At 65.1% G+C, this 12,104-nt stretch carries 12 protein-coding genes; 4 read left to right on the top strand and 8 right to left on the bottom strand.

The genetic code is table 11. The annotated features are described in order from the left end of the window. Window positions 1-45 precede the first annotated feature (45 nt). Entirely contained in the window at window positions 46-693 is a 648-nt protein-coding gene (locus BLT92_RS15865; RefSeq protein ID WP_331712211.1) for a protein-L-isoaspartate O-methyltransferase family protein, read from the bottom strand. 31 nt (window positions 694-724) lie between these two features. Here BLT92_RS15865 and BLT92_RS15860 point away from each other — a divergent pair, with 31 nt between their 5' ends. Continuing rightward, the gene (locus tag BLT92_RS15860) at window positions 725-1,243 is read left to right on the top strand and encodes an adenine phosphoribosyltransferase (RefSeq protein WP_092107106.1); all 519 of its coding nucleotides are present in this window, start codon (window positions 725-727) and stop codon (window positions 1,241-1,243) included. A gap of 29 nt (window positions 1,244-1,272) precedes the next feature. Here BLT92_RS15860 and BLT92_RS15855 read toward each other — a convergent pair whose 3' ends face one another. Together BLT92_RS15855 and BLT92_RS15850 are read right to left on the bottom strand one after the other, a co-directional pair. Continuing rightward, window positions 1,273-1,725 carry a PTS sugar transporter subunit IIA gene (locus BLT92_RS15855; RefSeq protein ID WP_092107104.1) on the bottom strand — a complete coding sequence of 151 codons (453 nt, stop codon included), beginning with the start codon at window positions 1,723-1,725 and terminating at the stop codon, window positions 1,273-1,275. Further along, complete coding sequence (locus tag BLT92_RS15850; protein ID WP_197679629.1) at window positions 1,722-2,645, bottom strand: MurR/RpiR family transcriptional regulator; 924 nt, start codon at window positions 2,643-2,645, stop codon at window positions 1,722-1,724. Before BLT92_RS15850 ends, BLT92_RS15855 begins: the two co-directional genes overlap by 4 nt. 122 nt (window positions 2,646-2,767) lie before the next feature. On the opposite strand from BLT92_RS15850, the gene BLT92_RS15845 reads away from it, so the two are divergent. Continuing rightward, on the top strand, window positions 2,768-4,786 hold the full coding sequence (locus BLT92_RS15845; protein ID WP_092107100.1) for an HPr family phosphocarrier protein: 2,019 nt from the start codon (window positions 2,768-2,770) through the stop codon (window positions 4,784-4,786). Between the two features lie 25 nt (window positions 4,787-4,811). Here BLT92_RS15845 and BLT92_RS15840 read toward each other — a convergent pair whose 3' ends face one another. After that, the gene (locus tag BLT92_RS15840) at window positions 4,812-5,045 is read right to left on the bottom strand and encodes a PTS sugar transporter subunit IIB (RefSeq protein ID WP_092109505.1); all 234 of its coding nucleotides are present in this window, start codon (window positions 5,043-5,045) and stop codon (window positions 4,812-4,814) included. 173 nt (window positions 5,046-5,218) lie between these two features. On the opposite strand from BLT92_RS15840, the gene BLT92_RS15835 reads away from it, so the two are divergent. Both BLT92_RS15835 and BLT92_RS15830 read left to right on the top strand, forming a co-directional pair. Continuing rightward, on the top strand, window positions 5,219-6,592 hold the full coding sequence (locus tag BLT92_RS15835; RefSeq protein ID WP_092107098.1) for a PTS transporter subunit EIIC: 1,374 nt from the start codon (window positions 5,219-5,221) through the stop codon (window positions 6,590-6,592). 141 nt (window positions 6,593-6,733) lie between these two features. Next, window positions 6,734-7,555 (top strand): aldo/keto reductase, encoded by an 822-nt coding sequence (locus BLT92_RS15830; protein ID WP_092107096.1) that lies wholly within the window; start codon window positions 6,734-6,736, stop codon window positions 7,553-7,555. Window positions 7,556-7,647: 92 nt separating this feature from the next. Here BLT92_RS15830 and BLT92_RS15825 read toward each other — a convergent pair whose 3' ends face one another. The 4 genes from BLT92_RS15825 to BLT92_RS15810 form a co-directional block, all read right to left on the bottom strand. Then, the gene (locus BLT92_RS15825) at window positions 7,648-8,589 is read right to left on the bottom strand and encodes a D-2-hydroxyacid dehydrogenase family protein (RefSeq protein ID WP_092107094.1); all 942 of its coding nucleotides are present in this window, start codon (window positions 8,587-8,589) and stop codon (window positions 7,648-7,650) included. Between the two features lie 141 nt (window positions 8,590-8,730). Beyond that, window positions 8,731-10,443 (bottom strand): dihydroxy-acid dehydratase, encoded by a 1,713-nt coding sequence (ilvD, locus tag BLT92_RS15820; protein WP_092107092.1) that lies wholly within the window; start codon window positions 10,441-10,443, stop codon window positions 8,731-8,733. A gap of 182 nt (window positions 10,444-10,625) precedes the next feature. After that, window positions 10,626-11,573, bottom strand: a complete 948-nt coding sequence (locus tag BLT92_RS15815) for a 2-hydroxyacid dehydrogenase (protein WP_092107090.1) — start codon at window positions 11,571-11,573, stop codon at window positions 10,626-10,628. Window positions 11,574-11,639: 66 nt separating this feature from the next. Further along, entirely contained in the window at window positions 11,640-12,104 is a 465-nt protein-coding gene (locus BLT92_RS15810; RefSeq protein WP_092107088.1) for a MarR family winged helix-turn-helix transcriptional regulator, read from the bottom strand.

The raw sequence follows: 12,104 nt of genomic DNA, 5'->3' as shown, positions 1-12,104 counted from the left end.
TGCGCCACCTGGCTGTCCGAAGACGCCCGTCTCCGCTCCCCATTGTCAGTCGCGGATCAAGGGAACGAAGCGATACCTGCCGTGCCGGGTGACGGCGACATCACCATCTTCAGCACCGGTGCGCTCGACTCTCAGCATTTCACCGTCGACAGGGATGACCATGACTCCGCCGGTCCTCAGCTGCGCAACGAGCTCGCGGGGCAGGGTCTGTGCTCCGGCCGAAACGAGAATGCGGTCGAAGGGTGCGGCTTCGGGCAGACCCAGAACTCCGGGGGTCGCTACGATGAACTCGACATCGCCTGAGTCACCCGAGTTGCCAATGCCCACGTCACCCAGGCCCGCCTGTCGCAATGACGTCCGAGCTTGTTCGATGAGTCGCCGGTACCGTTCCACTCCTGTCACATGACCACGAGAGCCGACAAGGACGCCGAGGAGGGCCGTCGTCCAGCCGGATCCCGAACCGAGGTCGAGAACGCGATCACCGGGCTGCGGGTCTAGGAGCCCGAGCATGTCGGAGACGGTGCTCGGTTGCGAGTTCGTCTGACCGTCGCCGATCTGCAGCGGCACATTGCTGCTCGCGTTACGCCGTTCGTCGGCGGGCAGAAACTGCTCCCGGGGAACGAGCGCGAAAGCCTCGGCTGGGGAGACGTGGTGACGATTGTGCTCCATGGTGACCTCCGATCCGGTGTCCACTACGCTACTCCCCACCGAGTATCGTTGACCCGTGACGAATACCGATCTCGAACGCGCACAGACTCTGATCACCTCGATTCCCGATTACCCTCAGTCGGGGGTGAACTTTCGCGATATCTCACCACTCATCGCTGACGGTCCTGCACTGCGTGCCGTCACCGAGGCACTGATCGCGCCCTTTGACGGACAGTTCGACATCGTCGGTGGACTGGAGGCTCGCGGCTTCCTCTTCGCCGGAACAATCGCTGCGATAGCTGGAGTCGGGATTCTGCCCATCCGCAAGGCAGGCAAACTCCCGAAGCCGGCCGCGGCCGTGTCCTATTCACTTGAATACGGGACCGCGACGATCGAAGGCCCGGACGTGCTCAAGGAAGGCGAGCGCGTCCTCCTCGTCGATGACATCCTGGCCACCGGTGGAACACTCACCGCTGCTCAGGCCCTCGTAGCCGACCTCGGCGCCGAGGTGGTCGGTTCAGCCGTGGTCCTCGAACTCGTCGACCTCGGCGGTCGGTCGCTCACCGGTGATGTGCACACAGTCTTCACCGGCTGAGATCGGTTGCACCGACCTCAGCTGGGTACTCATCCCAGCTCGAGAAGTTGTTCCCCCGCACTCACAACGCCCTCGGCAATCACCGTCAGCGACTCAACATCGGCCTCGAGCGCGACGACCGGCACGACAAGAGAGCGCCCCGAGTTACGGGCGGGCGTGGTGTCCCAGGTGATGAGCCGATCTCCCGCGTTCACCGTCTGCCCCACCTCGACGTGCAGGGTGAAGCCCTCCCCCTTCAGTTCGACGGTGTCGATACCCAGGTGGACGAGCACCCCCTGACCGGACTCGGTGGCGATGACGAAGGCATGAGGCTTGAGTGAGCTGAGAGTGCCGGACACCGGAGCCAGGGCCGTGACGGTGGACGGGCCCTCGGGATCGATCGCCGTTCCAGGGCCCACGAGCGCCTCGGCGAACACGGGATCTGGAACATCTGCGAGCGGAATCACGGTGCCGCTCACCGGTGAGGAGATCGTGTTCGTCATGATGGGTTTCCTGCCTTTCTTCGACGGGGTGCCAGGCGGCGATGGGATGTGCCGACGGCATCTCGCGCCCGCGCCCCGCAGCGTTGGAATACAAGAGTGAAGAGAACGTCGACGATGAAGAGCTGACCCGTTCGCGAACTCATCGCAGCCGAACGCATACCCGACTCCCGGGCGGCGACGCCGATGAGAACATGATCGGCCGACGTCAGGGTGCTGCGCGGACGAACCGTCAGAGCCACGGTCGGCACCCCGGCCTCCCTCGCAGCAGCGAGAGGTTCGATGATGTCGGTGGTCTCTCCCGAGGCGGAGATGGCGACGAGCAGCTCATCTGGTTCCATGAGTACGGTCAGCGTCATCGCCATGTGACCTTCGGTGACGGCACGGGCGGTGAGACCGATGCGCTCCAGCTTTGTCGACAGATCCTCAGCGACGAGCCCCGAGGCTCCGATACCGGCGATGACGAGCCGCCGTGCCGCGACGATCGCATCGGCTGCAGCTTCAAGTGCGGCAATGTCGAGGGAGGCCGCGGTATCGGCGAGTGCCTGCCGCTCCTCGGCCGCGAGTTTGGCCACGACCACGACGGGATCATCACCGGCACTGATATCAGCAGGCAGCCCGCTGGGACGACTCACTTCCTCCTGCGCAGCAGCTGCGGCAAGCAGGGTACGAAACTCCCGGTAGCCGCTGCAGCCGGCGGCCTGGGCGAGTCGGATCACCGAGGCTTCAGAGGCCTGAGAGTGTGTGGCGAGCTGCTGGACTGTCATGGGCACTGTCTGACGGGGATCGTCGAGGACCGCGCGTCCCACCGCCGCCGGACCGCGGCTGAGCGTGGGCACGAGCGAGCGCAGTCGGGCCAGCACCGAGGCAGGGGCCGCAGAGGAGACCGCCGTCGTTCCGGCACTGCCCCGAACGGCACCCACGTCACCTTCTGTGGAGGTTTCCTCCGCATCACATCCCATAAATCGGAGTTTTGCACCTAGACTGACGATGTGTCAAAGATCACTATCAGGCTCCGGCATCGAGGCCGGGGCGAGGAGACGACGTGAGGTTGCAGGGAATCGGTGTGAGCCACGGCTGCGCCCTGGGACCGGTCCATCGCGTGACGCGCACCGTCGACGAACCCTCGGCCACTCCACGTCCGTCCGATTCCGAGACCGGCCCTGAACTCGAGCGCTTCCACGCAGCTGCCGCGGCGGTCGCCGATTCCCAGGAAGCAGCAGCGCGCACGGCGCAGTCCACTGCACGCGATGTGCTCGAAGCGACGGCGGAGATGGCCGCCGATCCAGCGCTCCTGGCCATCGCGAACCACCACATCCAAGACAGGCAGCTCACCGCCGAGCGTGCGACGTGGGAAGCCACCGGCGAACTGCGAGCACGCCTCGAGTCCGTCGGCGGTTACCTCGGCGAACGGGCCGCGGACGTCGATGACATCCGGGACCGGATCATCGCCGCCCTGCGCGGCGGCGTTCTCGGGATCACACTGCCGACGACACCATCGATCCTCGTCGGCGAGACTCTGTCGCCGACCGACACCGCTGGGCTCGACCCTGACACCGTGCTGGCCATCGTCACAACCAACGGTGGAGCGCAGTCTCATTCGGCTATCCTCGCCCGTGCCCTGGGCATTCCCGCCGTCGTCGGAGCAGACGCCCAGGTGGTCGACATCGAACAGGGCACGCAGCTCTTCGTCGACGGATCCACCGGAATCCTCAGCGACGACCCCACCGAGGACGAGCGGGACCGGGCCGTGCACTTCGCCGCAGAGCGTTCCGCCGCACCGGTGCTGACCAGCCACGGCGAACTCGCCTGCGGAACGCGAATCCCCCTGCTGGCCAACGTCGGCTCTGCCACAGAGGCGAAGGCGGCCGCGGAGTCCGGCGCCGAGGGCATCGGGCTGCTGCGCACAGAGTTCCTCTTCCTCGATCGCGAGGACGAACCCACCGTGGTCGAACAGACGGAGGTGTATGCGGAGATCTTCTCGCATTTCCCCGACCTCCCGGTCACCGTCCGCACCCTCGACGCGGGTTCAGACAAGCCCATTCCGTTCATTTGGGGCAGCCGCGACGAACCCAATCCGGCGCTGGGAATGCGGGGCTTTCGCACACATTCCTTCGCACCCGAAGTGCTGGAGCGCCAGATCGAAGCGATCGCGCGTGCGGCGAAGTCCGCCACCGCCGAGGTGAAGGTGATGGCTCCGATGATCACCACCCCGACGGAGGCTGTCCGGTTCGCCGCCCTCGTCCGTGCTGCCGGGCTGGACTCCGCGGGTGTGATGGTCGAAACCCCGGCCGCGGCCCTGTGTGCCGAATCGGTTCTCGAACCCGTCGCCTTCGCGAGCATAGGCACGAACGATCTAGCACAGTACACACTCGCCTTCGACCGCGAGCTCAGCGACTATGAGGACCTGCACTCGGCGAGGCAGCCCGCGCTCCTCCGCCTCATCGACGCCGTCATACTGGGCGCCCGGCACGCCGGCGATGGTGACGCTCCCGCCGGTGACGAATCGAGCGCGGAGGCACGCGCAAACCCGCGTCCTGTCAGTGTCTGCGGGGAGGCCGCGGCCGATCCTGAACTGGCCGTCATCCTCGTCGGCCTGGGGGTCTCGACTCTGTCGATGTCTGCACCCTCCCTGCCTCGAGTCGCCGCTCGCCTCGCCGAGGTCACCCTCGAACAGGCTCGGGAATCGGCCCGCCAGGCGCTCGACGGCACACTCTGGACCAACGACGGCGCGGATGAGACGGCATCCGACATCGAGCCAGAGGCAGGCTCCGACCCCGACCCTGGCTCCGGCACCGAGACGATTCAGCGCACGATACACGTCACGGCGCCGACGGGCCTCCACTCTCGACCAGCGGCTCTGCTCGCCCGAGCGGTGAAGGCACTCGACGCCGAAGTCAACCTGCGTCGTCCCGAAGACGAAGCGACCGCCTCGGCGACCAGCGTCATGGACATCTTGGGACTCGGCATCGACCCGGGACACGATGTCGAGGTCAGCGCGTCCGGACCGGACGCCGCCGCCGCGGTCGCGGCCGTGGAAGCGGCGGCTACCGGAAAGGCATGACATGTCGTGGAACCAGCTCCCCGAGTCAGTCGAGCAGATCTTCGATGTCGTCGACCAGATTGTCGGCCTCGGGACCGACGACGACCTGCACCCCATTTCCCTGGACGAGGACTCCGAAGGCTCCGGCACCCTTGAGCGCGCGCTCGTCGACGAGGTCCCCATCGGCGACCTCGACGCGCAGCCGCGTGATGCACGCTTCGACCTCGTCGATGTTGTCCGCGCCGCCCAGTCCGGCGACGATCTGCTCCGCTTTGCTCATATCAGCTGCCTTGATCTCCCGCACTCGCGTACCGGTGCCGGGGTTGTGTTCTGCGATGTTCGTCACAAGTCTACGGCGACCCACGGACATTGCCGGAAGCACACGCTGCACCGACGATCCACCGTCGGCGGGGCAACCCCTGCACCGGGCGCATCTCGATTAGGAGGAATCCGATGAACACTGCATCCACCGATGATGCCCCGAGGAAGAAGAAGCGGTCGGTCCCCGGCTTCGCGCAGCTGCAGCGCGTAGGGCGCTCCCTCATGCTGCCGATCGCGGTGCTTCCCGCGGCTGCACTGCTGCAGCGGTTCGGGCAGCCGGACATGCTCGGCGCCGACGGTTTAGCCCAGTTCGCACCGTGGCTCCAACCGGTGGCCGACACACTCGCCGCGGCCGGTTCGGCACTGTTCGACAACCTGCCGCTGATCTTCGCCGTCGGCGTGGCGATCGGCTTCGCGAAGAAGGCCGACGGTTCCACAGCGCTGGCGGCCGTGGTCGGATATATGGTCCTCGACGGAGTGTTCACGGCTCTGGCACCCACCTTCGGATCGGACAGCGGCGACGGCGAGATGGTGATCAACTACGGTGTGCTCGGCGGCATCATCGTCGGCATCGTCACCGCTCTGCTCTATCAGCGCTACCACCGGATCAAGCTGCCCACCTACCTGGGGTTCTTCGGCGGCAGACGCTTCGTGCCTATTGTCACGGCGGTCGCGGCGATGCTCATCGCAGTCGTCATGGCCATCGTCTACCCAGTCTTCGACACGCTCATCAACAAGGGCGTGGGCGGTTTCCTCATGGAGCACGGCTCGAACCCGGGCACGGGATTCGTCTTCGGCACGGTCAACCGCTTGCTCATTCCCTTCGGTCTGCACCACCTGCTCAACAACCTGCCGTGGTTCCAGCTCGGCTCGTGCACGAATGCCGCGGGCGATACGCTCCACGGCGACATCACCTGCTTCTACAGCGGAGTCGACGGAACTGCGGCCTGGACCGGATCCTTCATGACCGGGTTCTTCCCCATCATGATGTTCGCCCTGCCGGCTGCGGCTCTCGCGATCTACCGTACGGCCCATCCCAAGCGCCGCAAGGTCGTCGGCGGCATCATGCTCTCGGTGGCGCTGACGGCCTTCATCACGGGCATCACCGAACCGCTCGAGTACGCCTTCGCCTACGTCGCGTTCCCGCTCTACGTGGTCCACGCAGTCCTCACCGGCACTTCATTGGCACTGGTCAATGCCTTGGAAATCAAGTCCGGCTTCGGATTCTCGGCTGGAGCCATCGACTACGTGCTCAACCTCGGCCGAGCCTCCGAACTCTCAGGCGGCATCGGACCGGTCCTGCTGCTGCTCGTCATAGGCCTTGCCTATGCGGTGATCTACTACGTCCTCTTCCGGTGGGCAATCATCAAGTTCAACCTGCACACCCCCGGGCGCGAGGACGACGACGAAGCCAGCGTCGGCGGTCCTTCGGTCTTCGACGAGGCTCAGGAGGCCGCCGAGAAGTCCACCGGCAAGAAACGAGCTCACGACGAAGGACGAAGTTAGTCCCCAACCTCGACGAGCGGTGCCGACGAACTCAGGAATACTGCGGAGCCGTCTCGGCGTTATAGGCTCGCTTTGGCACCGTCACAGCGGTGCCCGGCAGTCCACCACGACAGACCTCAACCCGTGACGAAAGGCGGCACCATGACGGTTCCCACACTCACACTCAACGACGGTAGAACCATTCCTCAGCTGGGCTTCGGCGTCTTCAAGGTCGATCCCGAGGAGACCGAACGCATTGTCACCGATGCCCTCGAAGTCGGCTACCGACACATCGATACAGCCGCTGTCTACGGCAACGAGGAGGGCGTCGGCCGCGCGATCGCCAAGTCCGGCATCGCTCGCGACGAGCTCTTCGTCACGACGAAGCTGTGGAATGACCGCCACGGTGCGCAGGAGTCCAAGCGGGCCCTGGGCGAGAGCCTCGAGAAGCTCGGTCTCGACCATGTCGACCTGTACCTCATCCACTGGCCGACACCGGAGAACAACAACTCGGTCGAGACCTGGGAGGCTTTCCCCTCCTACCGCGATCAGGGCCTGACCACGTCGATCGGTGTGTCGAACTTCGACCACCGCTACCTGCCGGCGATCCTCGACACCGGGATCATCCCAGCCGTCGACCAGATCGAGTGCCATCCGCAGTTCCAGCAGGTCGAGACCCGTCCGCTGCTGACCGAACACGACATCAAGGTCGAGGCTTGGGGACCGCTGGGTCAGGGCAAGGTCGACTACGCCGACACGGTGATCGGTGAGATCGCTTCGGGCCACGACAAGTCCTGGGCACAGACCATCATCCGCTGGCACCTGCAGCGCGGACACGTCGTCTTCCCGAAGTCGAACAACCGCGACCGCATGACCCAGAACTTCGATGTCTTCGACTTCGAACTCACCGACGCCGAGGTGGCCGCCATCGATGCGCTGGAAAACGGAGGTCGCGTATCCGGTGACCCCGCGGATGTGAACTGACGTTCTGAACTGACCTGACACTCCGTACTGAACTGACGTTGAGCGTTCAGGGCCCGCCGCGGAGCATCTCCGCTTCCGGCGGGCCGTTGACGTCACGTGAGCTGGCGGATCGGCTCCCCTGCCGCCCATGCTGCGATGTCATCGACGGCCTGGGTGAAGAAGATCCGGTACGTGTCCTCGGTGACGTAGCCCAGATGCGGTGTCAGCACGGTCCTCGGCGTGCTGCGCAGAGGGTGGTCGGCCGACAGCGGCTCGGAGTCGTATACGTCGATTCCGGCTCCGCGGATGCGCCCCCCGTGCAAAGCGGCCATCAGCGCATCGGTGTCGACGAGACCCGCCCGCGAGGTGTTGATGAGAACACTCGTCGGCTTCATCAGTGCCAGTTCCCGGGCTGCGACGAGCCCGCGACTGCGTTCGCTGAGCTTGTAGTGCACTGACAGGACGTCGGAAGTGGCGAAGAGCTCCTCCTTACTTACCGCATGTGCCCCGACATCGGCTGCCCGCGCGACATCGAGGTTCTGGCTCCAGGCCACAACGTCCATGCCGAATGCGGCCCCAACACGGGCGACCTGGGTGCCCAGTCTGCCCAGCCCGATGACGCCGAGCCGGTGCCCGAAGAGGTCACCGCCCACGGTGGACTGCCAGCCGCCCGAGCGCACAGCGGAGTCTTCCGTCGGGATGCTGCGCAGAACCGAGAGGATGAGTCCCCACGTCAGCTCTGGAGTCGCCGAGGTGGTCGATTCTGTCCCGCAGACCGTGATCCCCTGCGCTCGCGCGGCGTCCAGATCGATGGAGGCGTTAACTCTGCCAGTGGTCACCAGCAGCCTCAGGTCCGGCAGCTGTCTCAGACAGTCGGCAGAGAAGCGGGTGCGCTCACGCATGGCAACGACAACCTCGGCGCTGGCCAAGGTCGACACGAGATCCACGGTGTCGCGGATCGGGCGGGAGACGAATTGGACCTCGGCCCCGAGCGCCTGCCAATCCGCATAACCTGATGCCACATTCTGGTAGTCATCGAGCACAACAATGCGCATACTCGTCCTTCTCGTCTTAGTCGGTCCCTGATGCTCGCCGAGGCGGTGCGGACGTTGGTCCGCACCGCCTCGGCGATGGATCACTCCCCTGCTCAGCGGTGGGGAGGCTATTCGATGATCAGTTTATCGGGTGATTCCTGCTCAGAAGCAGACGGCTCCGGTGGAGGCCGACTGCACGAGCTTCGCGTACTTTCCGAGGACCCCGGTCAGCCGGTGGTTCTCCGGCAGCGTCCAGGTCTTGCGACGCTCGGCGAGGACCTCCTCATCGACATGGAGTTCGATGGATCGCGCAGCGATGTCGACGGTGATCTTGTCGCCGTCCTCGACGAGAGCGATCGGACCGCCGTCGACGGCTTCGGGAGCCACGTGGCCGATGCACAGTCCGGTGGACCCGCCCGAGAAGCGTCCGTCGGTGATGAGCAGGACGTCCTTGCCGATGCCGGCGCCCTTGATCGCGCCGGTGATGGCCAGCATCTCGCGCATGCCGGGACCGCCCTTGGGGCCTTCGTAGCGGATGACGACGACGTCGCCCTTCTTCAGCTCGCCGTTCAGCACGGCATCCATGGCCGGCTTCTCCTGGTTGAACACGCGCGCGGTGCCCTCGAAGACATCGGCGTCGAAGCCGGCCGACTTCACAACCGCACCTTCAGGGGCCATCGAGCCCTTGAGCACGGTGAGCCCGCCGGTGGCGTGGATCGGATTGTTGAGCGCGCGCAGGATCTTGCCGTCGGGGTCCGGCGGGTTGATACTCTCAAGGTTCTCGGCCACGGTCTTGCCGGTCACGGTCATGCAGTCGCCGTTGAGCAGGCCGTTGTCGAGCAGAGCCTTCATGATCACCGGCACGCCGCCGATCTTGAAGACGTCGTTCATCACGTACTGGCCGAAGGGCTTGACGTTGCCCAGGTGCGGGACCTTGTCGCCGATCTCGTTGAAATCATCGAGCTTGAGCTCAACCCCGGCCTCGTGGGCGATGGCCAGGAGGTGGAGAACCGCGTTGGTCGATCCGCCGAAGGCCATGACCACGGCGATCGCGTTGTGCAGCGATTCGCGGGTGATGATGTCCTTGGTCGTGATGCCCTGGCGCAGCAGGTTGACGACAGCGTCACCGGATTTGCGGGCGAACATCGTGCGGTTGCGGTGGATGGCCGGGGGTGCGGCCGATCCGGGCAGAGACATACCCATGGCCTCGGCGGCCGAGGCCATGGTGTTGGCGGTGTACATGCCACCGCAGGCACCCTCACCTGGGCAGACGGCGCGCTCGATGGCGTCGACGTCGCCCTGGGTGATGGTTCCCGCACGGCAGGCCCCGACAGCCTCGAAGGCGTCGATGAGGGTGACTTCCTTCTCGGTGCCGTCAGACATCTTCGCGGTGCCCGGCATGATCGAGCCGTTGTAGAGGAAGACGCTGGAGAGGCCGAGACGGGCCGATGCCATAAGCATGCCCGGGATCGACTTGTCACAGCCGGCCATGAGAACGGATCCGTCGAGCCGCTCGGCGCTCATCACGGTCTCGACGGAGTCGGTGATGACTTCGCGTGAGACCAGCGAGTAGTGCATGCCCTCGTGGCCCATGGAGATGCCGTCGGAGACCGAGATGGTGCCGAACTCCAGAGGGAATCCGCCTGATTCGTGAACGCCTTCTTTGGCGGCCTGGCCGAGGCGCTGGAGAGACATGTTGCACGGTGTGATCTCGTTCCAGGAGGTCGCGATGGCGATCTGTGGCTTGACCCAATCGTCATCGCCCATTCCGACGGCACGCAGCATGCCGCGTGCCGCTGTGGCTTCGAGACCGTCGGTGACGTCGCGAGAACGGGGTTTGATGTCCGCGGTGGTGGAGTTCGTATCAATGCTCATGCAGGCACTCTACGCCCGAGTCCACACTGCATAGGCCAAGTTCTCGCATGTTGGAACTTGTTTCGAGCAGTTCGCCCGAGTGCGCTGAGTTCACTGAGTGAAGTCGCGTCGGTTCACTCAGTGAAGCTGCGTCAGTTCACTGAGTGTGGCGGGGCCAAATCACCTAGTGGCGCGGGGCCAGGTCACTCCGTCGAGACGAGGTTGAGCGGCTGTTCGCCATCGTTGAGTCGGCGCACCTGCTCGGCCAGAACCTGCACCACCCGAGGTTCGAACGCCGAGGTGTCGCCTCCCTCATGGGGTGTGATGAGAGTGTTCGGACTCCCCCACAGCGGATGGTTCTCCGGTAGCGGCTCGGGGTCCATGACGTCGAGTGCGGCGTGCAGGCGACCGGTGCTCAGTTCGGCCACGAGCGCGTCGGTGTCGACGACCTTGCCGCGGGCGACGTTGACGATGAGTGCGTTGTCGGGCAGCCGGGCGAGGAAGTCTTTGTCGACGAGCTTGTTCGTCGCCTCGGTCAGCGGCGTGATGAGGACGACGACCTCGGTGTGGGGAAGGAGCGTCGGCAGTTCATCGACACTGTGGATCTTCCCGCGAGCGTCTTCGCGTGCGGTGGTCGCGACCCGCGTGAGGTCGACCTCGAAGGGTGCGAACCGGTCGGCGATCGCGGAGCCGATCTCGCCGACGCCGATGATCATGACGCGGCGGTCTTGCAGGGAGCGGTTGCGCTTGTGGTTCCAGATCCTCGCGCCCTGCGCGCGAACCGCATCGTCGATGCCGCGCAGGCTCGCCAGAGTCAGGGTCAGGGCGAGTTCGGCCGTGCCGCCGGTGTGCACACCCGAGGCGGTCGCGACTTGGATTCCGCGCTCCGGCAGGTGCGCGACGGGATCGTAGCCGGTGGTCTGGGTGATGACGAGTCCCAGATTCGGCAGCTCGTCGAGCAGTTCGATGGTCGGCCCCGAGTTGAGGTACGGGAGCACGACGACATCGACGTCGTCCCGGCTCAGCTTTGCCGACTTATCGGCGTCCGAGTAGACGACCAGGTCGACGTTGGCGCGCTGATGCGCCGGAATCCGGGCGATGACGCGGTTGCGGAGTTCAGAATCTGGAAAGGCAATGGTCTTGATCGACATAGACACATTGTCCCATGAGCCGAGCCATTCGGGCAGGTTCAATCTGGTTAGCCGACCCCGGCAGGCTTACTCCGGCAGGGCCTTACCGATCCGTGCGAAGACTGCCTCGATGACCTCGAGCTCGTCATCGTCGACATGGGAGAGGAAGACCTCGTCAATGTTCTCCCGGTGCTGGCGCCCCGCATTGAGGAAGGCCTGGGCCCCAGCCTCGGTGAGGTCGACGTTGTGTGCCCGTTTGTCGTCCGCGCATTCCGTCTTCGTCACCAGACCGGCGTCTTCGAGCACCTTGATCCGATAGTTCAGCCGTGACGGTGAGAACACCAGCTTCCTGGCCAGCACGCTCATCGTCAGCGTGTGGGTCGGCTCTTCCCACAGCAGCAGCAGCGTGTTGTAATCGCTGACGGTCAGCCCGGCACGGTCCTTGAGGTTTCCCTCGAGGTTCTGTCTGATGCGCTGAGAGGTCTCGAAGTACACCCTCCACGACCTCTGCGCGAGGGCGTCACGATTCCGGCCGAGCTTGATCTCAACCAT

This window comes from Brevibacterium picturae, from assembly GCF_900105045.1.
Taxonomy (GTDB): Bacteria; Actinomycetota; Actinomycetes; order Actinomycetales; family Brevibacteriaceae; genus Brevibacterium; species Brevibacterium picturae.
Note: the sequence above shows the minus strand (reverse complement) of the source record. Positions and strands in the feature narration are given on the sequence as shown.